This is a genomic window from Brevundimonas sp., assembly GCF_051858995.1.
In the GTDB taxonomy this organism is placed as follows: Bacteria; Pseudomonadota; Alphaproteobacteria; order Caulobacterales; family Caulobacteraceae; genus Brevundimonas.
In genome coordinates this window covers 214,620-239,499 of the sequence record NZ_JBHYGN010000010.1, presented here as the reverse complement: position 1 = coordinate 239,499, position 24,880 = coordinate 214,620, and the positions used below count along the sequence as shown (strand labels likewise).

Genomic DNA, 24,880 nt, shown 5'->3' with positions numbered 1-24,880 from the left:
CAGTCCGCGCGGACGCCCCCTCCGATGGAGGGGGCGTCCTTGTGCGTCCGGCGGGTGGCGAGGCCGCCCGTCAGGCCGAGGCCTTCGCGGTCCTGCGCCGCGACATCGTCAGCTATCTGCAACGCAAGGGTCAGACCACCGGCGACGCCGAGGATGCGGTGCAGGAGGCCTTCGTCCGCTTCCACCGCGCCGGCCATGATCTGATGTCCCCCGACGCCCGCCCCCTGCTGTTCGTCATCGCCCGCAATATCCAGAACGACCGCTGGAAGGCCGCCGCGCGCGAGGCCCGACGTCTGGTCGCCGAGGATGTCGCCACCCTGGACGCGGGTCCACGCGCCATCGCCAGCGACGACCGGAGCGCTGATGACCGGCTGATCGGTCGCGAGAACCTGGCCGCCGCCGCCGCCGTCATTCGCGCCCTGCCCCCGCGCACGCGCGACGCCTTCCTGATGCACCGGTTCGAGAACCAGACCTACCGCCAGATCGCCGGAAAGCTGGGCGTCTCGGTCAGCATGATCGAGAAATACATCGCCGAAGCGCTCCGACAGCTGAAGATTTCGGCGGAGGACTGAGGTGTTGGCCTTCGCCGTCGTTGTGAGTTGTAAGCCCCTGATCGCGCAGCCTGCGCGCGGTCGCCGTCACGAGAGTTTCGCCCGCCCATGATCCACCGCCTGACCGCCCTGTTCGACCGTCGGCCGGAAACGGCCGAGGACTGGCTGGCGCGCATGGGCCGGTCGGGCGTCAGCGCGCGTGAGCAGGCCCGGTTCATGGACTGGCTGGAGGCCGATCCCGCCAATCTGGAACGGTACGAACGGGCCAAGGCCCGCAGCGCGGCGCTGGAGCCCCTGCGCGGCGCCTTCCAGGCCGATCTGGCCGCCATTCGCTGGCGTCGCCAAAGGCCTGCCCTGTCGCGACGGCTGGTGCTGTCCGGCGGTCTGGTCGCCGCCGCGGCGGTCGCCGGGGTCCTGATGTGGCCGATGATGCCCGCTCAGGGGCGCCTCTATGAAAGCGCGCCGGGCCAGATTTCCGACGTGATGCTGGACGACGGCTCGCGAGTGACGCTGGACGCCGGTTCGGCCATCCGCGTCTCGATGGACGACAAGGTGCGGCGAGTGCGGCTGGAGCGCGGCGCGGCCTATTTCGACGTCGCCCACGACGCCGCCCATCCCTTCCAGGTCGGGCTGATGGATCGCAACGTCATCGTCACCGGCACCCGCTTCGTCACCACCCTGAAGACCGACACCGCCGAGGTCGCCCTGCTGGAAGGCCGGGTGGTGCTCAGCGTCCATGACGTGAAGACCGGTCGCGCCCTGTCCGACGGCGTGGCCATGACGCCCGGTGACCAAGCCCACTACCGTCGCGGCGCGCCCGTGGTCCGGCAGGCCCGCGACGACCTCGAGATCGCCACCGCCTGGCGCAAGCGTCGGCTGATCTTCCGCGATGCGCCCATATCCGAGGTCATCGCCGCGGCATCACGCTATTCGGATCGTCCGCTGACGCTGGCCGATCCCCGGCTGGCCGCCGTGCGCGTGACGGCGGTGCTGCCGCTGGAGGGTGAAGGCAGCCTGGTGAGCCGGATCGACGCCCTGCTGCCGGTCACGGTCGAACAGACGGCGGATGGCCGGACCCTGGTCCGCGGCGAATAGGCCGTATCGCAGAGCTGTCACGCCCGCGCTGTAAGGACCACCGGTTCCTTCCCACCGTCTCCTGACAGGTCCCGCGTTTGACTTCGTCCGCTCCATCGCTGCCGGCGCGCGCCGCGCGGGGCGCGCCCGGTCTGGCGGCGGCTCTGGCGGCCGGCCTCACCCTGCTCGCGGCGGCCCCCGCAGACGCCCAGACGGCGGGCGTGCAGACCTTCGACATTCCCGCCCAGGACGCTTCATCCGCACTGTTGCGGCTGTGCGCCGCCGCCGATTGCGAACTGGCCTTCGTCCAGCGACCCGGCGTGACCGTGCGCACCCGGGCCGTGCGAGGACGGATGACATGGCGCGCGGCTCTGGAGCAGATGCTGCGCGGCACTGACCTGCGCCACCGCTTCATCGGCGCCCACGGCGTCCGGGTGTGGAGCGAGCCCCGCGCGGCGACCGCCCCCGCCCCTGCCCCAATCCTTCCGGAGGCGCCGGTCGAACTTGACCCCGTGGTGGTGATCAACCGCCTGTCCGAGAGGATCGACGAGTCCCTGCGGCGGAAGCGGGACGCCGACCTGATCCTCGATGTCGTCACCGCCGGCCGAATTGGCGAACTGCCCGCCGCCAACCTGGCCGAGGCCCTGCAGCGCGCGCCGGGCGTGGCCATAGAGCGCGAGGTGGGCGAAGGCCAGTTCGTCAGCGTTCGAGGGCTGGGCCCGCTGTTCCAGTCGGTGACCCTGAACGGCGCCCCGGTGGCCTTCAACGAGAACATCCGCAACTCGACCCAGAGCGGGCGGCAGTTCCGCTTCCGCGCCCTGTCGCCGGATCTGCTGGCCGGGGCGACCCTGTCCAAGTCGGCCACGCCCGACATGATCGACGGCGGCATCGGCTCCAACATCGACATCGAGACGGTCGGCGGGCTGGACGGCGAACCCTTCCTGACCATCCGCGCCGGGGGCGGCTTCGACGCCCGCACCGGCCGCCCGGGCGCCGAGGTCTCGGTCGCGGGCCGTGCGATCTCCGGGGACGGGCGGCGCGGGGTGGTCGGCGGGGTGGCGCAGGAGGACCGGTCAGTCCGCTACGACCGGTTCCAGATCCAGCGCTATTTCGACCTGCCCATCGGCGGCGAGACCGTAGCCACCCCCGCCGATGTGCGCACCACCGTCGAGCGCGAGGACCGGCGGCGGCGCAGCGCCTTCCTGGGCATCGACTGGCGCTTCACTCCCGATCTGTCGCTCGACTTCGACGGCCTGATCTCGACCTTCGACAACGCCATCCGCGAAGATCGTCTGGTCTACGGCCTCGGCGAGCGGCTGATGCAGCCGGGCGCCAGCGTGGGCGTCCGCAACGGCGTGGTCACCTCGGCCTGGACCACGGCGGGCGCTATCGACAACAACACCGAGTTCTCGGATCAGACCCACCTCAATCTGGCGATGTCGGCGGGCGCCCGCTTCCGGCTGGGCGAGTGGCGGCTCCAGCCCCGGTTCAGCGTGTCCGTGGCCCGGTCGGTGCTCGACACTCCGCTGGAGCGACAGTCAGCCCGCACCGCCGCCCCCGCCGGCTATGCCTTCGATCTCGGTGACGCGGCGGACAGGCGCCGGGTGCTGAGGCTGACCACCGACCTGGACCTGACCGATCCCGAACTGTTCGCCCCGCCCAAGCTGGGCGTCCGGGCGGTGGAGTCGCGCGATGACGACGTGACTCTCCTGATGGACGCCCGCCGTCCGCTCGACCGCAATCTGGGGCCCGTCCGCCTGGCCAGCCTGCGCATCGGCGGTCAGTTCAGTGACCGCGACCGCGACTATCAGCGCCGCGACCGAATGGCCGTCCTTCGCCCCGGCTTCGTCAACATGGTCGAGGCCTATGACGGCCAGACCCCGGGGGATGTGTTCGAGGACCTGATTACCCATCGCTCGGCTCCCTGGGCCACAGCGGGCGCCCACTGGTATCGCGACGCCTTCTTCCTTCCCGGCGAGCGGGACAATGCGATCTTCCGTCCCCGCGAACTGGCCCCGACCGGCGCGGATCTGCAGAACTCCTATCGGGTCGGCGAGCAGGTGGCGGCGGCCTACGTCCGGCTGGATATCGACGCCATGGCGGGGCCGTGGCCACTGTCCGGCAATCTGGGCCTTCGCGCCGTGGACATCCGCACCGAGGTGGACGGCTCGATCCTCGGGATGGACAGCGGCCTGCTGCAGGTCCAGCCGGTCACCTATGCCGGGACGCACGAGGTCTGGCTGCCCAGCGTCAATCTGGCCATTGAACTGGACGGCATCAGCCTGCTGCGCCTCGCCGCCTCGCGCTCCATCACCCGCCCGTCGCTGGCCGACCTTCGCTCGGCCACGGTCCCCGCCAGCGTGCTCGTGGCGGCCATCTATGAGCGGGGTCAGGCCGAGATCGACAACCCGTCGCCGGGCATCATCTTCTCGGGGGTCGGCGGCAATCCGCACCTGTCGCCCTATGTGGCGACCAATTTCGACATCGCCTGGGAGCGTACTCTGCCTCGCGGCTCGTTCAGCGCGACCCTGTTCCACAAGACCATCGACGACTTCATCCAGACCCTGGCCGCGCCCGAGGTCCTGACCTTCGAGACCCGCGCCGGGGCGCCGGTCCAGGCCGAGGTGATGATGTCCCGTCCCCGCAATGTCGGGCGCGCCCGCGTGGACGGGCTGGAGATCGGCCTGCACCAGACGTTCGACGGCGGCTTCGGCTTCTGGGCCAGCGGGACCTGGACCGACAGCCGGATCGTCGGATCGGACACCGCCCTGTTGGGCGTGTCGGAGCTATCCTACTCGCTCAATCCCTTCTACGAGAGGGGTCGGCTGGCAGTGAACCTGTCCTGGTCATGGCGCTCGGCCTTCCGCTCCGAGGCGGACATGCAGGGCGGCGGGGTTTCCAGCTTCGTGGTCGCGCCGGCGGGCTATCTCGACGCCCAGGCGACCTTCGACCTCACCGACAGGACGCGGATCATGCTGACCGCCTCCAACCTGACCGACACCGTTGATCTGGCTTGGGAAGGGTCGCGCGACCGCCTGCTGCAACTGGGCCGCGCCGGGCGGACAGTGTCGCTGGCCTTCCGCTGGACGCTTTAGCCGCGCCGGTCAGTCGTCGTGACCGGCCAATACCCAGCGATCATCCACCCACTCGGCCAGCCAGCCCCGCTCCAGAGACTCCATCATCTCCTGGAGGAAGGGCGCGCCCGCAAAAAGGCTTCCGGCGTGGGTTGGTCGAGTTGTGGCCAAATCCGGGTGGTGGTCATACTTGCCACACGCCAGTTGCCACCCGCCATCCGCGTAATGCACAACCATTCCGATACACCGTTGCCCCGACAGAAGATGGTCGGAGACGTAAACCAGCTTCACGTACAATGCCCGTTCCCCAACGGCGTACGCTATTAACTTTCTTCCCTGGGTGAATGCCTCAGGACAGGCGCATCCGACAGCGACTTTTGAACGTTATCCTCAAACTTGTGCACCTTAGGGAACTTATCCCGTCGGGGTTGCGAGAATTCGTAAGTCGCGCACTCTCCCGTTCGGAGATTCGGTCCGCCTGGAGGGGAAGCTGGTCGATGCAGCAGCCGGTTCTGATGTCACGTCGCAGCGTCGCCCTGCTGGCGACCGCCGGAGCCTTGATCGTCGCCGTCGCCCTGATCGGCATCGGCTTGGAGCTTCGGCGCGAATTCACCCGCGAGAGCGAGGTCCGGGCCGAGGTCGAGCGCTCGCATGAGACCCGGGCGCAAATCCTGAGCGTTTTCTCCCTGTTGCAGGACGCCGAGACCGGCCAGCGCGGCTACATCATCACCGGCGATGATCGGTTCCTGCAGCCCTATGACGAGGCCGAGGACAAGCTGGCGGCGCAGTTCCAGCGATTGGAGCGGCTCTATGCGGACCAGCCCGCCCAGGCCGCCGACGTCGCCCGCCTGAAAACCCTGGTTGATCGCAAACAGGCGACCCTGACCGAGGGCTTGCAGGCGCGGCAGCAGCAGGGCCGCGACGCCGCCCTCGCGGTGGTGTCGGGCGGGGCGGGCAAGGCCGCCATGGACGATATCCGGGTGGTGATCGATCGGATGGTCCACCATGAGGCGCAGGCGCTGTCCGTCCTGACCGGACGGGCCGAAGCCCGCGGCGCCGCCACCGAGCGGTGGGTCACCGGCCTGTTCGCCTTGCTGCTGATCACCGTGCTGCTCACCGGGGTGACCGGCTGGCGCTACATCCGCACCCGCCGCCTGCTGTTGGCCGAGGTGCGTGAGACCGCCGCCCGGCAGGAGGCCATCTTCGACAGCGCCATCGACGCCATCCTGACGCTCAATCCCAGCGGCAGCATCGAGACGATGAACGCCGCCGCCGCCCGCATGTTCGGCTGGGCCGGACCGGAACTGGTGCGCCGGGACATCTCGGTCATGCTCGACCTCGATGGCGCGGGCGATCCGTCGAAGGGCTTCCTCGCTCGCCTCGGTTTCCGCGACGGTGAGATGGGCGACGGCATCGTGAGGGAGCTGACCGCCCGCCACCGCGACGGTGGGACCTTCCCCGTCGATGTGGCCCTCAGCCTGATGCCCCTGCCCACAGGCGTCCACATGGTGGCCGTCGTGCGCGACATCTCCGAACGCCGCCGCGTCGATGAGCTGAAGCAGCAGTTTGTCTCGACCGTCAGCCATGAACTGCGCACCCCCCTCACCTCCATCGCCGGTTCACTGGGCCTGCTGGCCGGCGGCGCGGCGGGTGATCTGAGCGACAAGGCGGCGCGGCTGATCGGCATCGCACATTCCAACAGCCAGCGACTGGTGCGGCTGATCAACGACATCCTCGATGTCGAAAAGCTGGAGTCCGGCCAAATGGTGCTGGAGATCGCGCCGCTGGACCTGCGCGACATCGCCCTGCGCTCGATCGACAATGTCCACGGCCTCGCCGACGATCTGGAGGTGACGCTGAAGCTGGTCGATGGCCCGAGCGCCCCGGTGCGCGGCGATCAGGACCGGTTGATCCAGGTGGTGGTGAACCTGCTGTCCAACGCCGCGAAATTCTCGCCCGCAGGCAGCGAAGTAGTGGTCACGGTGGAGCCAGAAACCCGCATCGCCCGCCTCAGCGTCCGCGACTATGGCCCCGGAATCCCTGATGAATTTCGCGCCCGCATCTTCTCGAAATTCGCCCAGGCGGACTCCTCCGACACCCGCGCCAAGGGCGGCACCGGGCTGGGGCTGGCCATCGCCCGCGAGATCGCCGAGCGCCACGGCGGGCGGCTGTGGTTCGAATCCGCGCCGGGCGAAGGCGCCACCTTCCACATGGACCTGCCGCTCGACCTGCAGGACAGCGACATCAGCGAGGGCGACGGCCCGCACCTGCTGATCGTCGAGGACGATCCGGACGCGGCACAGGTGCTGCGCACCATGCTGGCCCAGGACGGCTTCAGCGCCGACATCGCCGCCACCGCGCGGGAAGCCCTGGTGGCCGTCCGCACCGAGGCCTATGCGGCGGTTCTGGTTGATCTGCAGCTGCCCGACGCCGACGGGGTGGGCCTGATCCGCACCCTGCGCTCCGATCCCAGGACGCGCGACCTGCCCGTGGTGGTCGTCTCGGCGGACATCGCGCGGGGCCGCGCGCGGGGCCGCTCGCTGGAGGTGATCGACTGGCTCGAGAAGCCGTTCGACCAGACCCGCCTGCGCAGCGCCGTGGCCGGCATTCTGGAGCGGCTGGAGAAACGCCGCCCGGTCGTCCTGCATGTCGACGACGACCCCGACATCCTGACCGTGACAGCCTCGGCCCTGGTGGGCGTGGCCGAGGTTCTGCCCGCCCCTTCGCTATCCGAGGCGCGCGAGGTGCTGAGGGGCCGATTGCCCGATCTGGTGATCCTGGACCTCGGCCTGCCCGACGGCTCCGGGCTGGAGCTGCTGGCGGACCTTGATGACGGCGAGGGCCAGCCGGTCCCGGTCATCGTCTACTCGGCGCAGGAAATGGACGCCGCCCTCGGCCATCGGGTCGAGGCGGTGCTGGTGAAGTCCCGAACCTCGCTGGCGGGACTGGTGCGGACGGTGCGCCGTCTGACGGGCAAGGGAGGCCGACAATGACCCTCGCGATCCTTCACGTGGACGACGAGCCCGACATCCGGGAGGTGGCCGCCTTCTCGCTGGAGCTTGATCCGGGCATCACCCTGACCACGGCGGAATCCGGCGAAACGGCGCTGGAGCTTCTTCAGGGCGGGATGCGCCCCGATGTCATCCTGCTGGACGTCATGATGCCCCGGTTGGACGGTCCCGGAACACTGGCCCAGTTGCGCACCCTGCCGGGGCTGGAGACCACGCCGGTCATCTTCATGACCGCGCGGGTGCAGGCCAGCGAGCAGGACCGCTATCTGGCGCTGGGAGCCATCGGGGTGATCGTCAAGCCGTTCGATCCGATGACGCTGGCCGCCCAGGTCCGCGCCCTGCTGGCGGAGGGACAGGCTTGAGCCCCGATCCTCTCGCCCCCCTGAGGCCCCGCTTCTGCGAGCGGGCGCGCGGCGACGCCGATGCGCTGGAGGCCGCCCTGGCCGAGACCGATCACGTGCGGATCGAGGCGCTCGCGCATGGGCTGGCGGGGGCCGCGGGCCTGTTCGGCTTCACCGACATGGGCGGTCTGGCCAAGCGGATCGACGGCAAGTTCGCGGAGGGCGAGACGCCCGGTCGTGCAGAGGTCGAGGCCCTGATCACCGCCATCCGGCGCGACACGGCGGCCTATTCGTAGTCGATGCTCAGCGGCAGGGCGGCCACCGGCTCGCCCTCCTCGTTCGTCCCGGTGCGCAGGCGTCCGGAGACCCGCAGCAGGTCATGCCCCTGCAGATCCAGCCGAGCCACGCGGGTCTCGGAGATGTCGCCCGAGGTCGCGCTCCAGATTTTCAGATCATAGATCACCGGCACGCCCTGCTGCTCGACGTCGTCCTGCGGCAGGCGGATCCGGTAGACCCGCCCCGGATCGCCACTGATCCGGATCATCGCCGGAGCGTCGACCAGATTGGAGCCGGTCACCGACAGGGCGGCCTCAGGGTCCGACGGCTGCAGCCGCATGGGGCTGACGGTGGCGATGCTCAGGCCGCGCTGGACAGTCAGGGTCGCCGAGCCCGTCTCCGATTGCGCCGCCGCCACGGCGGGGGTCGCGGCGATCAGGCCGACCAGCAGAAGAACGCGAAACTGGATCATGTCGTGAACTGTACCGTGACAAGGTAGTCGAAGGTCGTATTGCCTGTGGTCGCCCCGGCGGCAAGCTGCACATCCATGCCCAGCTTGAAGGTCGCGGTGGTGAGCAGGCCCAGCGGATTGAGATCGAAGGTCAGACTCGCACCCTCAGCCGGGGCCGAGCCGCTGCGATAGACGCCGCCGGTCATTGAGCCCACCCGCAGGCGGGTGATCGTCGCCGGGCCAGAGCCCGTGACCGGCGTGATCGTTACCCGGATATAGCGCAGGGCGCACAGGCTGTTCAGGTTCAGCAGGCCGCAGTTGATGGTGATGGTCGGGGTGGTGACCGTGCTGGATGTCAGCCGGATGGCCGTGCCGGAGGTGCGGGTCACCGCCCCCGCGGTCGAGACCGAGAAGGTGGTGGCGCTGCCCCGGATGACCGTGCCCAGCGCGGGCGCCGTCGCGGGCGAGCGGGTCACGGTTGGATCGGCCTGGGCCTGACTGGCTGAGAACAGCATCAGTCCGGCGCTGAAGGCGGCGACAAGACGTTTCATTGGGCGGCCTCCTGCTGTCCGGCGTCGATCAGAACCGCCCCGCCCCGCACGAAGCCGCCGGTCGCGGGGATGGTCACCTGCAGCGGCGCGACCTGCCGCAGGTTCAACTGGCGGGACTGGGCCTCCTCCAGACGCACGGTCCAGACGCCGGGGCCGACGCCCTCGAAGAAGATGACGCCCGCGTGGTCGCTACGCCCGGCGACGATGGTCTGACCATCCGCCGAGACCAGTTCGACGTTCAGCGCCGCCAGCGGACGCAACGTGCCGTCCGCCCGGCGCAGGCGGGCCGACAGCTCCAGTTCGGCGCTGCGTCGCATCGGATAGTTGATCACCGCCGTCCGGCCCGGACGCGGGGTGAACTCCAGCAAGGGCGGGCCGGCCATCAGGAAGGGATCGTCCACCCCCTCGGCGTCCAGACGGATCCGCGCCGAGGCGCCGTCGCCCAGCCCCACCGCCACCACCTGCCCATCCGCCCCGGTGTTGACCGCCCCCACGGGCGTATCGACGACCAGCCCTGGCGCCCCAGGCTCGCCCGCCTGACGCAGGCCGTCCGCGTTCTCGTCCACCCAGGCGTTGACCGCGACCGAGCCCCCCGTCGCAACTCCGGGCCGGGTCATCCGATAGCGCTGCGCGAACGGGTCATAGCCGAAGCCGAAGCCCATCTGCAGCCCGATCCGCCACTCGCGGGACTCGGTCTCGTAGGAGGCGTTCACGGCCAGATCGAACCGGTCCGCCCGCCACAGGTTCGACACCTGAAGACTGGTCTCCGAGGTCGTCCCCCGCGCCCGCACGATGCCCAGACGCAGGGCGTTCGCCTCGGTGATCTGCCAGTCCAGCGTCGCGTAGGCGGTCTCGATCTCCGGGTTGGGCGACAACTCATAGGCCAGGCCGCCGCGCAGTTGCAGGCGCGACGAAACAAGGGTGGCGACATCGGTCGAACCCAGCCAGCGGGGGCGGTTCAGGCCCGTGCTCTGATCATTCTCATAGACCACGCTGCTGGAGGCGTAATAGCGCCCGACCGGGGCCGAGGCGCGCAGTTCGGCATTGGTCAGCCGGTCGCCGTTGGTGCGGCGCAGCTGGCGCAGGTTGAACGACACCGGCACGGACAGGCCGCGCGACCCCGACACCTGACCATCGAGCCTTAGGTCCGTAGCGCTGCGCAGCGGCGCGAGATCCAGCACGCCGAGTTGACGGGTCTCATCGATGAAACCGCCACGGTATTCGGAATGCCGCGCCACCACCGAGACGCCGAACGGGCGGGCCGCCACGCCGACGGTCGCCCCGCGTCCGCCGACATCGTCGAAGGCCATGTCGATCTGGGCCGCCACGGGGCCCAGCGAACTGCGCAGGCCCAGCGCGCCCAGCGAGCGAGCCTCGGCGCCTTCGGGGGTGAACCGCGCCGCGCCCGCGCTGACCGTCAGGCCCGAGGACAGGCCGTAATCGGCCATGACGCTGAACCGGGTCTCGCCCGTCGCGGCGGTGACCGCGCGGTCGCCCACGTCAAAGACCGTCGCCCCCTGCTCGATCGCGCCGAAGCGGAAGACCAGTCGCCCGGCCTCGACCTGTCCGGCGCCGAAATTGATCCGACGGACGACCTCTCGCTTCTGCCCCTGCGATCCGTAGAAGACTAGGCGCAGGGTGTTCAGGCCGAAGGCCAGCGGCACGTCGAGGAATTCATACCGCCCCTGCGCCGGCGAGGTCTGGGCCGCCTGCAGCACCTCATTGACGTAGAGCTCGACCTCCTCGCCCAGCGCCAGTTCGCCGCGCAGGTCGAGTGGCGTGGCCAGATCGAGATTCTCCAGCGGCGCGGAGGTGTAAAAGATCCCGCGCCCGGCATAGCCCGCCGCGCCAATGGGCATTGAGGGCGTGAACACGTCGCCCAGCCCGGCCCGGGTGCCGCCCAGCGGCCCCAGCGCCCGCCCACCGGGGTCCTTGCGGCTCAGCAGGACGCGAACGTCGTTGACGTGCCCGTCTTCGTCCGACCCGACATAGCCTTCGAAGCCGGCCCACAGCAGGTCCGAAGCGGCGCGCACGTCATAGCGGCTGGCCTGATCCACACCGTCCCGGGCCAGCATACCGCCCAGGTTCACATCGAAGGCGGGGGGCGTGAACAGCTGATAGGGCGTCGCGACATGCAGGGCCTGCGGTTCCGACGGCGTCGCGCCGAGCGTCGCCTGCCGCCGCAACCGGTCCGCCTGTTGCTGGAACGGCAGGGGCTCGGTGGCGGTCAGGTCCATCACCTGCGCGGCCGTATCGGCGCTCAGCCGCACCGGCAGAATCTGCTGCAGCAGGTCCAGCCGCACATAGAGGTCGTCGTCATAGATGGCGGCCTGGTCCGGACTGAATCGGATGGACCGCCCCGCCAGCCGCGCCTCGCCCGTGGCCAGGTCGACGGTCAGCTTGCGCTCCGGCGAGATGACCCAGCCCTCGGCCCGGCGCTGCGCCGGGAAGACACCCACGGCGAGGTCCAGCACCCGCGAGAACTCGCCCAGCGGCACGAAGACACCCGAGCGGGACGAATAGACGTTCAGGGAATCGGTCAGCTGCACATCGCCCGAGCGGACCTCCATCCACAGCAGGTCGTCGGGGCTGAACGGCTGGGGATCGGCGGCGATCATCAGGTTGCGCACCAGTTCCTGCCCCTGCGCCGGTTCCGGCAAGGCGGCCAGGGCCAAAGCGGCCAGACTGACCGGCAAGACCGGCCTCACGGCGCGACGAGGGTCGCCGTCGCCAGGACCTCGCCCGGCCGGGCGTCATCGTCGCGGTAGATCACCGTCACCGTCTGACCTGGGGTCAGCGGCGCCGGCAGCGGGGTCACGACCGTGCGGCGGTCGATCTCGGGATAGACGGCCACGCCGCGCACGGCGGTGGCCAAGGGGGCGTCAGCGCCCTCCCCCAGCCGGATCTCGACATCCCCATAGACCGAACTGGCGCCTTGGCGGACTAGGTCGAGCGACAGCACCGGCCCCGTCTCGCCTTGCAGGATCGCGAGGTTCTCGACCGCCGCCCGTGCATCGGCGGGGCCGTCGCGGACGATCACCGGCACACTGACGCTGAACAGGGCGATGACCTGCACGGCCACCTCATCGGCGCCGGGCTGGACCGCCTGCTCGACGGTGAAGCCCGCCGTCTCGGACGGCAGGGCGGTGACGGTCAGGTGGGTGCGATGCTCGCCCCCGGCGCCCGGACGGGCGCGGACGCGGATTGCCTGGCTCTCCCGCGGCTGCAGCGTGATGCGGCGCGGGGTGTACTGGACCAGGTCAGCGGCGGAATCGACCGTCGCGCCCGGCTGGTCGGCGGCCGCCACGATCTGGCCGTCCGGCAACATGGTCCGGTCGACCAGTTCGACCGAATAGGTGGCCGCCTGGTCACCCTGGTTGAAGATGTAGACGGTGGCGCTGCGCTCGCCCGGCTCGAACACCACCCGTTTGGGCGAGATGTTCAGATCGGCGCCAACCTGGGCCGCGGCGGGTCCGGCAATCAGCAACAGGAAAAAAGCCGACAGAAACAGACGCATCGCCACCGCGATCACCCTCCTGAACCCATCCCCAGCGTGAACATAGCCGTGACGCACAACCGATGCGTTAACGACAGGGTGAGCGGCTCGTATCTCCTGCAGCGGAAACACAGCGCGTCCGATCAGTTATAGGCGGCCGAGACGGTGAAGGTGCCGGTGTAGACGCCCGTCGGCGAGGTCGAGAGCACCGGAACGCTGCCGCCAACCTTGAAGACCAGCGAGCCCGCCGAACCCAGGGCGTTGCTCAGGGTCTGCGACGCGGCTGAACCAGACAGGTTGTTCGAGGTCGTGACAGTCAGGGTGTCGGTGCCGTTGGCGATCGAGAAGGTGCCCGGGATGGTGACCGAGATCGACTGGCCGCCTTCACCGTCGACGGTGAACTGGGCGGCTTGCGGGGTGTCGCCCGAGCTCAGGCCAACCACGCCGCCCGCAACCGAGCGCGCGCCGGCGGCGCTGACCGTGACCGTGCCCGAACCGGTGGCCGGGCGGACGACGGTGCCGAACTTCAGGTCGGCGTTCTTGGTGATGGTCAGCGGGCGGATGACGGTGATGGAGCCCGAACCGGTGGTGGAGGCCGACTGAGCCATGGCGGGGGCGGCGATGGCGACCGTCAGGAGGGCGGCGGCGGCAATCAACTTGATCATTTCTAGTCTCCAACGACGTGGGGGTTGCGTCTCGTTGGCGTCCAATTCATCCCGATCGGCGGCCAGGTCCACAACCCGGCCCGCTAAAAAGGTGCAAATCGAACCAAAGTTATAGGTTGCATGTCAAAACAACTTCGCCCCCTAACTTTTCGCCTGCCGTACAGAAAACCTGTTGTTAGGAAACAGGCTTGCAATGTGGTCGTGCAACCCTTGGTATAGCCAAGGTCGGATTCGGGAGGTTCGGCGGTGCGCTGGATCGTGCTGATCGTTGATGACCATCCCCTGGTCGGTCAGGCTTTCGAGCTTTCCATCCAGGCCGCCTATCCGCATCTGGATGTCGGCCGGGTGACCTCGGCCACCGAAGCCGATGCCTATGTCCGTCTGCACGGCCCTCGCGTGAAGCTGATCATGCTGGATCTGATGCTTCCCGACGCCGAGGGGTTCAGCGCCCTGCTCCGCCTCCAGCAGCTCTTACCGGACGGCAAGATCGCCATGGTCTCCTCGCGCACTGATCAGCACACCCTGTCCATGGCCAGGGCGTTCGGCGTCGACGCCTGGCTGTCGAAATGCGAGCCGGTCGAGACCCTGGTGAACGCCGTCGGCGCCATCTTGCGGGGCGAAACCGTGTTTCCGGAGAATGTCGATCCCGACCCGGAGTCGGTCGATTTCCATCGCCGTATCGCCACGCTGTCGGGAGCCCAGCTGAGGATCATGCGCGCCCTCGTGGACGGCAAGCTGAACAAGCAGATCGCGGGCGACATGAACCTGACGGAAGGCACTGTGAAACAACACGTTTCCGCCATTCTGAAGAAGCTGAAAGTGAACAACAGAAGCCAGGCGATCCTGGCCGCCGCGCCGGTTCTCAGGAACGACCAGATCCGCTCCTGACAGGCCGGATTTTAACGCGGCAAATTCCTGCCCTCGCCGCCTCCCAAACGCTCCGTCACGCAATAATTTTGCTTAACAGTCTTGTGCGACGCAGCAGGCCATGGTTTCCTGAGGCCGTTCAACTGGAGCCACCCGTGAGCCACCGCGCCCACATCGCTGACCGCAAGATCGCCGCCAAGGCGATTGCGGTCGTGCGCGCGCCGTCGGTCGAGCTGGCCCTGAACACCCTTATTCTCGCGGTAATTCTCGTCCTCCTTACCGGAGCGGCGTGGACGCACGCGACCTGACCTAACGCAACATCAGGATCGCACGCAGCCACCCGCTTCCACCCAGGAAGCGGGTTTTTTGTTGTGCGCGATCCGGAGCCTACCGGAACCGACTTCGCCAATGACGCAAGATTTCACCCCGACCGACCGGCCGCCGAACGCGCGCAGCCGTGTTGTCACGGCCGGTCCGAACCGCGCCGCGGCCCGCAGCTATCTGCGCGCGGCGGGCATGCAGGACGCCGATTTCGACAAGCCGATGATCGCGGTGGTCAACACCTGGTCATCGGTCACCCCGTGCAACATGCACCTGGACCGTCTGGCCGCCGATGTGCGCGCCGGGATCATCGCCGCGGGCGGCTATCCGGTCGATTTCAACACCATCGTCGTCACCGACGGCATCTCGATGGGCACCCCCGGCATGAAGGCCTCGCTGATCAGCCGCGAGGTCGTCGCCGACAGTATCGAACTGGCCGTCGAAGGCCACCAGCTGGACGGCGTCGTCTGCATCGTCGGCTGCGACAAGACCATCCCGGCCGCCGCCATGGCGCTGGCCCGCATGGATATCCCCGGACTGGTCTACTACGGCGGCACGATCATGCCGGGGACCATCGGCCAGAAGGAAGTCTCGGTTCAGGAGATCTTCGAGGCCATCGGCGCCCACGCCGCCGGAGCCTTGGACGACGCTGGCCTGAAGGCGGTCGAGACGGCGGTCTGCCCCGGCGCCGGCGCCTGCGGCGGCCAGTTCACCGCCAACACCATGGCCATGGCCCTGTCGGTCATGGGGTTGTCCCCCATGGGAGCGAACGACGTCCCCGCCGTCGATCCGGCCAAGGCCGCCGAGGGCGAGCGCTGCGGCCGTCTGATCGTCGAGCGCGTCTTCGCCGGCGACAGCGCCCGGAAGTACATCACCCGCGCCTCCTTGCGGAACGCCGCCGTCGCCGTCTCGGCCTCGGGTGGCTCGACCAACGCCGTCATGCACCTGACCGCCATCGCCGCCGAGGCGGGAGTCGAGTTCGGCGTCGAGGACTGCCACCAGGCGTGCGTCGACGCCCCGGTCATCTGCGACCTGAAGCCCGGAGGCCGCTTCCTGGCCTCGCACCTGTTCGCCGCCGGCGGCACCCGTCTGGTCACCCAGCGAATGGCCGAGGCGGGCAAGATCGTGAACGCCCCCACCGTCTCGGGCCGCAGCCTGTTTACTGAGGCCGCCGAGGCCGAGGAGACGCCGGGCCAGCAGGTCGTCACCACCTTCGACGCCCCGGTCATGGACCGCGGCAGCTTCGCCGTGATCTACGGCGACGTCGCCCCGGATGGCGCGGTCATCAAGCTGACTGGCCACAAGGTCGATCGCTTCGAAGGCCCCGCCTGCGTCTTCGACAGCGAGGAGGACGCCTTCCACGCCGTTCAGGACGGCTCGGTCGGCGAAGGCGACGTCATCATCATCCGCTACGAGGGCCCCAAGGGCGGCCCCGGCATGCGCGAGATGCTGCAGGTCACCGCCGCCCTGAAGGGCCGTGGCGTCCACAACGTCGCCCTGATCACGGATGGCCGCTTTTCCGGCGCCAGCTACGGCTTCGTCGCCGGCCACGTCTCGCCCGAAGCCGCTGTCGGCGGCCCCATCGCCCTGATCCGCGACGGCGACCGCATCGCCATAGACGTCACCAACCGCCGCATCGACGTCATCGGCGTCGATCTGGCGAAGCGCCGGGCGGACTTCGCCCCCCGATCGATCCGCCCGGCGCACGGGGTCTTCGCCAAATACCGCGCCGCGGTGGCCTCCGCCGCCCAGGGCGCCGTGACCATTCCCAACCCGCCTGCGGTCCAGCGTCCCGCCGAGACCGAAACCCAATCCGCCCGAGAGGACGCCTGACCCATGGCCATCACCATCTACACCAATGACGATATTCGCCCCGGCGCCATCGCCGGCCAGCGTATCGCCATCATCGGCTATGGCTCGCAGGGCCGGGCCCACGCCCAGAACCTGAAGGACTCGGGCCACGACGTGGTCGCGGGCGTCCGCCATGGCGGCAAGGGCTGGCGCAACGCCACCGCCGACGGCGTCCCGACCGCCGATCCCGCCGAGGCGGTCAAGGGCGCCGACATCATCGCCATCCTGACCCCGGACATGATCCAGGCCGAGGTCTATCGCGACATCATCGAGCCGAACGCCAAACAGGGCGCCGCCATCCTGTTCGCCCACGGCTTCTCGATCATCTACGGCCGCATCACGCCGCGCGAGGACATGGACGTCATCCTGGTCGCCCCCAAGGGGCCGGGCGATCTGGTCCGCCGCGAGTACCAGCGTGGGCGCGGCGTCCCCTCCCTGTTCGCCATCGAAAAGGACGCGACCGGCAAGGCCCGCGACCGCGCCATGGGCTACGCCAGGGGCAACGGCGGCGCGACCGGCGGTCTGCTGGAGACCACCTTCCGCGAAGAGACCGAGACCGACCTGTTCGGCGAACAGGCGGTCCTGTGCGGCGGCGCCAAGGAGCTGGTCATGTCCGGCTTCAACACCCTGGTCGAGGCCGGCTACCAGCCCGAGATCGCCTACTTCGAGTGCATGCACGAGCTGAAGCTCATCGTGGACCTGTTCTACGAGGGCGGCATCACCAGGATGAACGAGTTCATTTCGGAGACGGCCAAGTGGGGCTCGGTCAAGTCCGGCCCGCGCGTCATCACCGACGAAACCCGCGCCCGCATGAAGACCATTCTGGACGAGATCCAGTCGGGTCAGTTCGCCAGCGAATGGATCGCCGAAAACGAGGCGGGCAAGCCGCGCTACGACGCCTGGGTCGAGGCTGACGGCGAACAGCCCATCGAACGGACCGGCGCGAAGCTGCGCGAGCGCATGGCCTGGCTGCACGCCCCCAAATCGGAAGCCGCCTGAATCATGACCGCCTCCGCCGCCCGTATGTCTGAACCCGCCGCCGCCCCGAAAAGCGGCGCCCGCCTGCTCGTCTCCACCCTGGAGCGGCTGGGGGTGGAGGTCGTGTTCGGCTATCCGGGCGGCGCGATCATGCCCGTCTATGACGCCTTGGCCGGATCGAACCTGCGCCACATTCTGGTCCGCCACGAACAGGCCGCTGCCTTCGCCGCCGACGCCTGGGCCCGCCGCAGCGGCAAGGTCGGGGTCTGCATGGCCACCTCCGGCCCCGGCGCCACCAACCTGATCACCGGCATCGCCAATGCGATGATGGATTCCATCCCGGTCGTCTGCATCACCGGTAATGTCGCCCAGGGCGTCATGGGCACTGACGCCTTCCAGGAGATCGACATCCTGGGCGTCACCCTGCCCATCGTGAAGCACTCGATCCTGGTCCGCGATCCCGCAGACATCCCGGCGGCCATCGAAGAAGCCTTCCACATCGCCGCCTCGGGCCGCCCCGGCCCGGTGCTGGTCGATCTGCCGAAGGACGTTCAGGTCGCCCAGACCACCGAGGATTTCGGCTTCCACTATCCGAACGAGACCGTCCCGACCGACCACGACGCCATCGCCGCGGCGGCCGAGGCCATCCGGGCTGCACAGCGCCCGCTGATCTACGTCGGCGGCGGGGTGAAGATCGGCGGCGCCACGGAGCAGGTCCGCGCCTTCGCCGAGTCCACCGGCATCCCGTCGGTCGCCACCCTGAACGCGCTGGGGACCATCCCCACGGACGCGCCCGGCTTCCAGGGCATGCTGGGCATGCACGGCACGCGCGCGGCCAATGAGGCGGTGCAGGAAGCCGATCTGCTGATCGTCTTCGGCGCCCGTTTCGACGACCGCGCCACCGGCAAGCTGACCGAGTTCGCCCCCCACGCCCGCGTCATCCATTTCGACATCGACGCGTCGGAGATCGGCAAGCTGCGCGAGACCTGGATCCCGGTTCAGGGTGAACTGGCCGAGGGCGTCGCCGCCCTGACCGCCCGTCTGGCGGGCCGTGGTCCAGCTATCGATCCGTGGATGATCCACTGCGCCAGCCGCGCCCAGCGCACCGCCTTCCGCTATGACGCCCCGGGCGAGGGCGTCTACGCCCCGGCCCTGCTGAAGGCGATTTCGGAAGCCGCCGGGGACGACTTCGTCGCCGCCTGCGACGTCGGCCAACACCAGATGTGGGCCGCCCAGCACTGTCGGTTCTCGAAGCCGGAAGCCCACATCACCTCGGGCGGGCTGGGCGCCATGGGCTTCGGCCTGCCCGCCGGCATCGGCGCCAAGCTGTCCGATCCGGACGCCACGGTCGTCGTCATCGCCGGCGACGGCGGCTTCATGATGAATGTGCAAGAGCTGGCCACCCTGCGGCGCTACGGCGTCGCGGTGAAGGTCCTGCTGCTGGACAACAGCTCTCTGGGCCTGGTCCGCCAGTGGCAGGAGCTGTTCTTCGACGGCAACTACTCGGAGATCGACCTGTCCGACAATCCGGACTTCGTGAAGGTCGCCGAGGCGTTCGGGATCGAAGCCTTCCGAATTAGCCGACGCGAGGAGGTTCAGGCCGGGATCGCCCGCCTGCTGGCCGCCGAAGGCCCCTGCCTCGCACACGTCATCATCGATCCCCGGGAGAACGTGTGGCCGCTGGTCCCGCCCGGAAAGAGCAATGCCGAAATGATGGAAGGCGCCTGAGCCATGAGCACCGAAACCCTGCACCTGAACATTGATCGCGCCGACGGCTCGCTCCAGCGCCTGATCGGTCTGGTGGAGCGCCGTGGCTTCCACATCGACGGCATCACCATGCGCGAGGAAGGCGCCGCGCGCCGGATCGAGATGGCCGTTCGTGGCCGCGACGATGGCCGCTGCACCCAGACCCTGGGCCGCCAGATCGACAAGCTGTTCGGCGTCACCCGCGCGAACGCCGCCTCCACCTTCCATCCCGAGGTAGCGGCATGACCAAGGTTCAAACCGCTGTCGCCGCTGACCCCAACAAGGTCGTCGTCTTCGACACCACCCTGCGCGACGGCGAACAGGCGCCCGGCTTCTCAATGGGACCGGAAGACAAGGTCCGCATGGCCCGCGTCCTGGCGGAGATGAAGGTCGATGTGGTCGAGGCCGGTTTCGCCGCCGCCTCGCCCGGCGACGAGGAGTGCGTGCGCCGCGTCGTCGGCGAGGTCGAAGGCCCCGTCTTCTGCTCGCTGGCCCGTTCCAACGAGGCTGACATCGACGCCGCCTACCGCGCCCTGCGCGGGACAGAGGAGCGTCGCTGCCATATCTTCCTGGGCGCCAGCCCGATCCACCGCTCGGCCAAGCTGAAGATGTCCACGGCCGAGGTTCTGGCCGCCGTCGAGCGCGCGGTCGGCTATGCCCGCACCCGCTTCGAGGACGTGGAGTTCAGCCCCGAGGACGCCATCCGCACCGAGCCGGAATTCCTGGCCGAGGTGTGCGAGGTCGCCGCGGCGGCGGGCGCCACGACGCTGAACATCCCCGACACCGTCGGCTATTCGACCCCGGGCGAGATCGCCGAGATCTATCGCAACCTGATCGCCGCAGTCCGCGTGCGCCACCCGCATGTGGTCTTCTCGGCCCACTGTCACGACGACCTGGGCATGGCCGTCGCCAACTCGCTGGCCGCCGTCGAGGCCGGGGCGCGTCAGGTCGAGGGCGCCATCAACGGCATCGGCGAGCGGGCGGGCAACGCCTCCATCGAGGAGATGGTCATGGCCATCCGCACCCGGTCGGACCGCTACGGCCTGCACACCGGCGTGGACACCACCCATCTGGTCCGCGCCAGCCGTCTGCTGAGCGAGATCACCCACACCCCGGTCGTGCGCAACAAGGCCATCGTCGGCCTGAACGCCTTCGCCCACGAAGCGGGCATCCACCAGCACGGCATGATGGCCGATCCCTCGACCTACGAGATCATGCGCCCGCAGGACGTCGGCTTCGAAGGCACCTGGTTCGTGCTGGGCAAGCACTCGGGCCGCCACGCCGTGGCCAAGCGCGCCGAGGCGCTGGGCCAGCCCGTATCCGGCGCCCATCTGGCCGCCGCCTTCGCCGGCTTCAAACGCCGCGCCGATGAGATCGGCGAAATCAACGACCACGAATTGCTGGCGATCATCGAGGCCTCGCGCCCGGACGCCGCCCCCCGACAGGAGTACGCGTATGCGGCCGCTGGCTGAACATATCTGGGTCAATGGAGACCTGACGCCCTGGGCCGACGCCAAGGTTCACGTGATGAGCCATGCCCTGCACTACGGCACCTCGGTGTTCGAGGGCGTCCGCGTCTATGACACCCCCAACGGCCCCTGCGGCTTCCGCCTGACCGACCACGTGCGCCGCCTGTTCGACAGCGCCCGCATGTACCATTTCGAGCTGCCCTACACGGTAGACGAACTGGTCGAGGCCTGCCGCGCCACCGTGCGCGCGACCGGTCTGAAGTCGGCCTACATCCGCCCCATCGCCTTCCTGGGCGCGTGCGGCATGGGGGTGACGCCCTCTCCCGAGAACATGCACGTCGATGTCGCCATCGCCGCCTTCCCGTGGGGCGCCTATCTGGGCGAGGAGGCGCTGGAGAAAGGCGTCGACGCCTGCGTCGCCAGCTGGTCGCGCATCGCCCCCAATACCGTGCCCTCGGGCGCCAAGGCGGGCGGCAACTATTTGTCCTCCTACCTGATCGGGCGCGAAGCCCGCGTCGGCGGCTTCGGTGAAGGCATCGCCCTGGGCACCGACGGCCGCCTGTCCGAAGGCGCCGGCGAGAACCTGTTCATCGTCAAGGACGGCGAGATCATCACCCCGCCCGCCGCCGCCTCCATCCTGATGGGCATCACCCGCGACAGCGTGCTGAAGCTGGCCCGCGGCCTGGGCTATGAGACCCGCGAGCAGATCCTGCCGCGCGAGGCTCTGTATGTCGCCGATGAGATCTTCATGACCGGCACGGCCGCCGAGATCACGCCCGTCCGCTCGGTGGACGGCATCACCACCCGCGCCGCCGGGCCGGGTCCGGTGACCAAGGCCGTCAACGCCGCCTTCCGCGGCCTGTTCTCCGGCGCCACGCCGGACCGCCACAACTGGCTGGAGCCGATCAACGCTCCGGCGCCTGCCACGCAGCGCGAGGCCGAGTATGCCTGAGACGCTGTTTGAAAAGGTCTGGAACCGGCACGTGGTGCAGGCGGAAACGCCTGACGTCCCGGCGGTGCTCTACATCGACCTGCATCTGGTCCATGAGGTCACCAGCCCGCAGGCCTTCTCCGAGATCGAGAGCCGGGGGCTGAAGGTGCGTCGCCCCGACCGCACCTTCGCCACGCTGGACCACTCCACCCCCACCCTGCCCGCCGATGCGAACGGCGAGCGGCCCTACTACACGGCGGCGTCGAAGGCCCAGGTCGAGACGCTGGAGGCCAACTGCGCGCGCCACGGCGTGTCGCTGGCGGGCTGGGACTCGGCGGATCGCGGCGTGGTGCACGTCATGGGGCCGGAGCTGGGCCTGACCCAGCCCGGCATGACCGTCGTTTGCGGCGACAGCCACACCGCCACCCACGGCGCTTTCGGGGCCCTGGCCTTCGGCATCGGCACGTCCGAGGTCGGCCATGTGCTGGCCACCCAGTGTCTGCTGCAACGCAAGCCGAAGACCATGCGCGTCACCGTCGACGGACAGCTGCAACCCGGCGTCTCCGGCAAGGACGTAGCCCTGGCCGTCATCGCCCGTCTGGGCTTCGGCGGCGGCACCGGCTTCGTCGTCGAATACGCCGGCGAGGCCATCCGCTCGCTGGACATGGAAGGGCGGATGACCGTCTGCAACATGTCGATCGAGGCCGGCGCCCGCGCGGGCATGATCGCCCCGGACCAGACCACCGTGGACTGGCTGAAGGGCCGCAAGCACGCGCCCGACGCCGCCGCCTGGGACCGGACCGTCGCCGACTGGCTGTCGCTGGCTTCGGATCCGGGCGCGACCTACGATGCCGAAATCGAGATCGACGGCGCCGCCATCCGCCCGATGGCCACCTGGGGCACGACGCCGGACGCGGGCTCCGCCATCGGCGAGCCTGTCCCCGCCCCGCGCGACGCCTCGGGCCAGAAGGCGCTGGCCTATATGGGTTTCACCCCCGGCGAGGCGACCACCGGCCATGCGGTTGACGTCGTCTTCATCGGCAGTTGCACCAACGGCCGCCTGCCCGACCTGCGCGCCGCCGCCGAGGTACTGCGCGGCCGCAAGGTCAAACAGGGCCTGCGCATGCTGGTCGTGCCCGGCTCCGAAGCCGTTCGCCGCGACGCGGAGGCCGAGGGCCTGCACACCGTCTTCACCGAGGCCGGGGCCGAATGGCGCATTCCGGGCTGCTCCATGTGCCTGGCCATGAACGGCGACATGGTGGCTCCGGGCCAACTGGCCGTCTCGACCTCCAACCGCAATTTCGAGGGCCGACAAGGACCCGGCTCGCGCACCATCTTGGCCAGCCCGGCCACGGCGGCCGCGACCGCCATCACCGGCGTCCTGACCGACCCGCGCGTGTTTCTGATGGAGAAGGTCGATGCCTGAGCCCTTCAAATCCCTGACCTCACAGGCCGTGGTCCTGTCGCAGTCCAACATCGACACCGACCAGATCATCCCCGGCCGCTTCCTGAGCACCACCAGCCGCGAGGGTCTGGGCGCCTGGGCCTTCTACGACTGGCGCTATGAGGCCGACGGCTCGCCCAAGCCCGAAGCCATCCTCAACCGCATCGACCCGAGCGAGCGCCGCATCCTGCTGGCCGGGAAGAATTTCGCCTGCGGCTCCTCGCGCGAGCACGCCCCCTGGGCCCTGATGGACTACGGCTTCCGCGCCGTCGTCTCGACCGGGATCGCCGACATCTTCACCTCCAACGCCCTGAAGAATGGCTTCCTGCCCATCGTGGTGGATCAGGCGACCTGGGACGACTTGGCCGCCCACGCCGACCAGCCGATCACCATCGACCTCGAAACCTCCACCATCCAGCGCGGCAACGCCGAGCCCGTCGCCTTCGCTGTGGAGAGTTTCGCCCGCCAGTGCCTGCTCGACGGGGTCGACACCCTCGGCTGGCTGCAAGCCCGCCTGCCCGCCATCGAAGCCTTTGAACGCCAGAAAGAAACCGTCTGATGTCCGCCCCGAAGACCTACAATATCGTCGTCCTGCCCGGTGACGGCGTCGGCCCCGAAGTGACCCATGCGGCCCGGTCGGTTCTGACGGTGATCGGCGACTTCTACGGCCACACCTTCAACTTCAGCGAACACCTGATCGGCGGCGCGGCCATCGACGCCACCGGCGATCCCCTGCCGCAGGAGACCGCCGACGCCTGTCTGGCCGCCGACGCGGTCCTGCTGGGCGCCGTGGGCGGGCCGAAGTGGGACGGCGGCAAGCGTCGCCCCGAGGAAGGCCTGCTGGGCCTGCGCAAGGCCATGGGCCTGTACGCCAACCTGCGCCCGCTGCAGGTCTCGCCGGTGCTGGCCCACCGCTCGCCGCTGAAGAAGGAGATCGTCGAGGGCGTCGACCTGATCGTCTTCCGTGAGCTGACCGGCGGCATCTATTTCGGCGAAAAGACCCGCACCGCCGACCGCGCCACCGACCTGTGCGAATACACGGTTCCGGAGATCGAGCGCGTTGCCCGCGCCGCCTTCCAGACCGCCCAGCAGCGGCGCGGCAAGGTCACCTCGGTCGACAAGGCCAACGTCATGGAGACCAGCCGCCTGTGGCGCGAGGTGGTCAGCCGCGTCCACGCCGAGGAATTCCCACGCATCGAGCTGGAGCACGCCCTGGTCGACTCCATGGCCATGCACCTGATCCGCAAGCCGCGCGAGTACGACGTCATCCTGACCGAGAACATGTTCGGCGACATCCTGTCGGACGAGATCTCTGTGCTGGGCGGCTCCATCGGCCTGCTGCCCTCCGCCTCGCTGGGCTCCAGCGGCCCGGGCCTGTTCGAGCCGATCCACGGTTCGGCGCCCGACATCGCCGGTCAGGACAAGGCCAACCCGGTCGGGACCATCCTGTCCGCCGCCCTGCTGCTGCGCCACAGTCTGGGACTGGAGGACGAAGCCGCCTCCATCGAAGCCGCCTGCGCCGCCGTCCTGTCCGCCGGCGCGGTGACCCAGGACCTGGGAGGCAAGCTGGGCACCCGCGAGGCCGCCAACGCGGTCATCGACGGCATCCGCGCCATCCACTGGGCCGCCGCCCATCGCGTGCAGATGCACTGGGCCTGACGAAAGAACCATGCCCTGACCTCAACAGATCGATGATCAGGGCGCAATTTTCGACCTAGCGGGTTGACGGACCCCCGGTTTGTCCGTCAGCCTCCCTCCCGAACTTCAACTGAGCAGGTCCGCC

General features: G+C 69.1%; 23 protein-coding genes. 17 read left to right on the top strand and 6 right to left on the bottom strand.

The genetic code is table 11. The annotated features are described in order from the left end of the window. Positions 1-41 precede the first annotated feature (41 nt). The 3 genes from ACTIEF_RS12070 (at position 42) to ACTIEF_RS12060 (ending at position 4,720) form a co-directional block, all read left to right on the top strand. Positions 42-572 (top strand): RNA polymerase sigma factor, encoded by a 531-nt coding sequence (locus tag ACTIEF_RS12070; RefSeq protein ID WP_439472391.1) that lies wholly within the window; start codon positions 42-44, stop codon positions 570-572. A gap of 87 nt (positions 573-659) precedes the next feature. Then, the gene (locus ACTIEF_RS12065) at positions 660-1,646 is read left to right on the top strand and encodes a FecR family protein (protein WP_439472390.1); all 987 of its coding nucleotides are present in this window, start codon (positions 660-662) and stop codon (positions 1,644-1,646) included. Positions 1,647-1,723: 77 nt separating this feature from the next. Then, positions 1,724-4,720, top strand: a complete 2,997-nt coding sequence (locus ACTIEF_RS12060; protein WP_439472389.1) for a TonB-dependent receptor — start codon at positions 1,724-1,726, stop codon at positions 4,718-4,720. A gap of 9 nt (positions 4,721-4,729) precedes the next feature. Here ACTIEF_RS12060 and ACTIEF_RS12055 read toward each other — a convergent pair whose 3' ends face one another. Then, a complete protein-coding gene (locus tag ACTIEF_RS12055) occupies positions 4,730-4,990 on the bottom strand; it encodes a hypothetical protein (protein ID WP_439472388.1) in 261 nt (86 codons plus the stop codon). 206 nt (positions 4,991-5,196) lie between these two features. Here ACTIEF_RS12055 and ACTIEF_RS12050 point away from each other — a divergent pair, with 206 nt between their 5' ends. Genes ACTIEF_RS12050 through ACTIEF_RS12040 form a run of 3 tightly spaced genes read left to right on the top strand, consistent with a single transcriptional unit; the run spans position 5,197 to position 8,347 of the window. Beyond that, positions 5,197-7,692 carry a CHASE3 domain-containing protein gene (locus ACTIEF_RS12050; RefSeq protein ID WP_439472387.1) on the top strand — a complete coding sequence of 832 codons (2,496 nt, stop codon included), beginning with the start codon at positions 5,197-5,199 and terminating at the stop codon, positions 7,690-7,692. Next, a complete protein-coding gene (locus ACTIEF_RS12045; protein WP_439472386.1) occupies positions 7,689-8,072 on the top strand; it encodes a response regulator in 384 nt (127 codons plus the stop codon). Before ACTIEF_RS12050 ends, ACTIEF_RS12045 begins: the two co-directional genes overlap by 4 nt. Continuing rightward, on the top strand, positions 8,069-8,347 hold the full coding sequence (locus tag ACTIEF_RS12040) for an Hpt domain-containing protein (RefSeq protein WP_439472385.1): 279 nt from the start codon (positions 8,069-8,071) through the stop codon (positions 8,345-8,347). Before ACTIEF_RS12045 ends, ACTIEF_RS12040 begins: the two co-directional genes overlap by 4 nt. On the opposite strand, the gene ACTIEF_RS12035 is transcribed toward ACTIEF_RS12040, so the two are convergent. The 5 genes from ACTIEF_RS12035 to ACTIEF_RS12015 all read right to left on the bottom strand — a co-directional run bounded on the left by ACTIEF_RS12035 (position 8,338) and on the right by ACTIEF_RS12015 (position 13,490). After that, the gene (locus ACTIEF_RS12035; RefSeq protein WP_439472384.1) at positions 8,338-8,799 is read right to left on the bottom strand and encodes a hypothetical protein; all 462 of its coding nucleotides are present in this window, start codon (positions 8,797-8,799) and stop codon (positions 8,338-8,340) included. The genes ACTIEF_RS12040 and ACTIEF_RS12035 overlap by 10 nt on opposite strands. Next, positions 8,796-9,329, bottom strand: a complete 534-nt coding sequence (locus ACTIEF_RS12030) for a hypothetical protein (RefSeq protein WP_439472383.1) — start codon at positions 9,327-9,329, stop codon at positions 8,796-8,798. Before ACTIEF_RS12030 ends, ACTIEF_RS12035 begins: the two co-directional genes overlap by 4 nt. Then, positions 9,326-12,025: a hypothetical protein gene (locus ACTIEF_RS12025; protein ID WP_439472382.1), complete on the bottom strand. Its 2,700-nt coding sequence runs from the start codon at positions 12,023-12,025 to the stop codon at positions 9,326-9,328. Before ACTIEF_RS12025 ends, ACTIEF_RS12030 begins: the two co-directional genes overlap by 4 nt. A gap of 8 nt (positions 12,026-12,033) precedes the next feature. Next, on the bottom strand, positions 12,034-12,846 hold the full coding sequence (locus ACTIEF_RS12020; protein ID WP_439472381.1) for a hypothetical protein: 813 nt from the start codon (positions 12,844-12,846) through the stop codon (positions 12,034-12,036). A 122-nt stretch (positions 12,847-12,968) separates the two neighbouring features. Then, complete coding sequence (locus tag ACTIEF_RS12015) at positions 12,969-13,490, bottom strand: DUF4402 domain-containing protein (protein ID WP_439472380.1); 522 nt, start codon at positions 13,488-13,490, stop codon at positions 12,969-12,971. A gap of 246 nt (positions 13,491-13,736) precedes the next feature. Here ACTIEF_RS12015 and ACTIEF_RS12010 point away from each other — a divergent pair, with 246 nt between their 5' ends. From ACTIEF_RS12010 to leuB, 11 genes are all read left to right on the top strand, one after another. Further along, positions 13,737-14,378, top strand: coding sequence for a LuxR C-terminal-related transcriptional regulator (locus tag ACTIEF_RS12010; protein ID WP_439472379.1), 642 nt, complete (start codon positions 13,737-13,739; stop codon positions 14,376-14,378). 134 nt (positions 14,379-14,512) lie between these two features. Next, a complete protein-coding gene (locus tag ACTIEF_RS12005; RefSeq protein ID WP_439472378.1) occupies positions 14,513-14,665 on the top strand; it encodes a hypothetical protein in 153 nt (50 codons plus the stop codon). A gap of 100 nt (positions 14,666-14,765) precedes the next feature. Continuing rightward, positions 14,766-16,511 carry a dihydroxy-acid dehydratase gene (locus ACTIEF_RS12000; RefSeq protein WP_439472377.1) on the top strand — a complete coding sequence of 582 codons (1,746 nt, stop codon included), beginning with the start codon at positions 14,766-14,768 and terminating at the stop codon, positions 16,509-16,511. Positions 16,512-16,514: 3 nt separating this feature from the next. Next, positions 16,515-17,528: a ketol-acid reductoisomerase gene (ilvC, locus tag ACTIEF_RS11995; protein WP_439472376.1), complete on the top strand. Its 1,014-nt coding sequence runs from the start codon at positions 16,515-16,517 to the stop codon at positions 17,526-17,528. A 3-nt stretch (positions 17,529-17,531) separates the two neighbouring features. Continuing rightward, the gene (ilvG, locus tag ACTIEF_RS11990) at positions 17,532-19,235 is read left to right on the top strand and encodes an acetolactate synthase 2 catalytic subunit (RefSeq protein ID WP_439472375.1); all 1,704 of its coding nucleotides are present in this window, start codon (positions 17,532-17,534) and stop codon (positions 19,233-19,235) included. A gap of 3 nt (positions 19,236-19,238) precedes the next feature. After that, entirely contained in the window at positions 19,239-19,499 is a 261-nt protein-coding gene (locus ACTIEF_RS11985; protein ID WP_439472374.1) for an ACT domain-containing protein, read from the top strand. Then, positions 19,496-20,725 (top strand): 2-isopropylmalate synthase, encoded by a 1,230-nt coding sequence (locus ACTIEF_RS11980; protein WP_439472373.1) that lies wholly within the window; start codon positions 19,496-19,498, stop codon positions 20,723-20,725. Before ACTIEF_RS11985 ends, ACTIEF_RS11980 begins: the two co-directional genes overlap by 4 nt. Further along, entirely contained in the window at positions 20,709-21,674 is a 966-nt protein-coding gene (locus ACTIEF_RS11975) for a branched-chain amino acid transaminase (RefSeq protein WP_439472372.1), read from the top strand. Before ACTIEF_RS11980 ends, ACTIEF_RS11975 begins: the two co-directional genes overlap by 17 nt. After that, positions 21,667-23,079 carry a 3-isopropylmalate dehydratase large subunit gene (leuC, locus tag ACTIEF_RS11970; protein WP_439472371.1) on the top strand — a complete coding sequence of 471 codons (1,413 nt, stop codon included), beginning with the start codon at positions 21,667-21,669 and terminating at the stop codon, positions 23,077-23,079. Before ACTIEF_RS11975 ends, leuC begins: the two co-directional genes overlap by 8 nt. After that, entirely contained in the window at positions 23,072-23,656 is a 585-nt protein-coding gene (gene leuD, locus ACTIEF_RS11965) for a 3-isopropylmalate dehydratase small subunit (RefSeq protein WP_439472370.1), read from the top strand. The genes leuC and leuD overlap by 8 nt, the downstream gene beginning before the upstream one ends. Then, positions 23,656-24,756 (top strand): 3-isopropylmalate dehydrogenase, encoded by a 1,101-nt coding sequence (leuB, locus tag ACTIEF_RS11960; RefSeq protein WP_439472369.1) that lies wholly within the window; start codon positions 23,656-23,658, stop codon positions 24,754-24,756. Before leuD ends, leuB begins: the two co-directional genes overlap by 1 nt. Positions 24,757-24,880 lie beyond the last annotated feature (124 nt).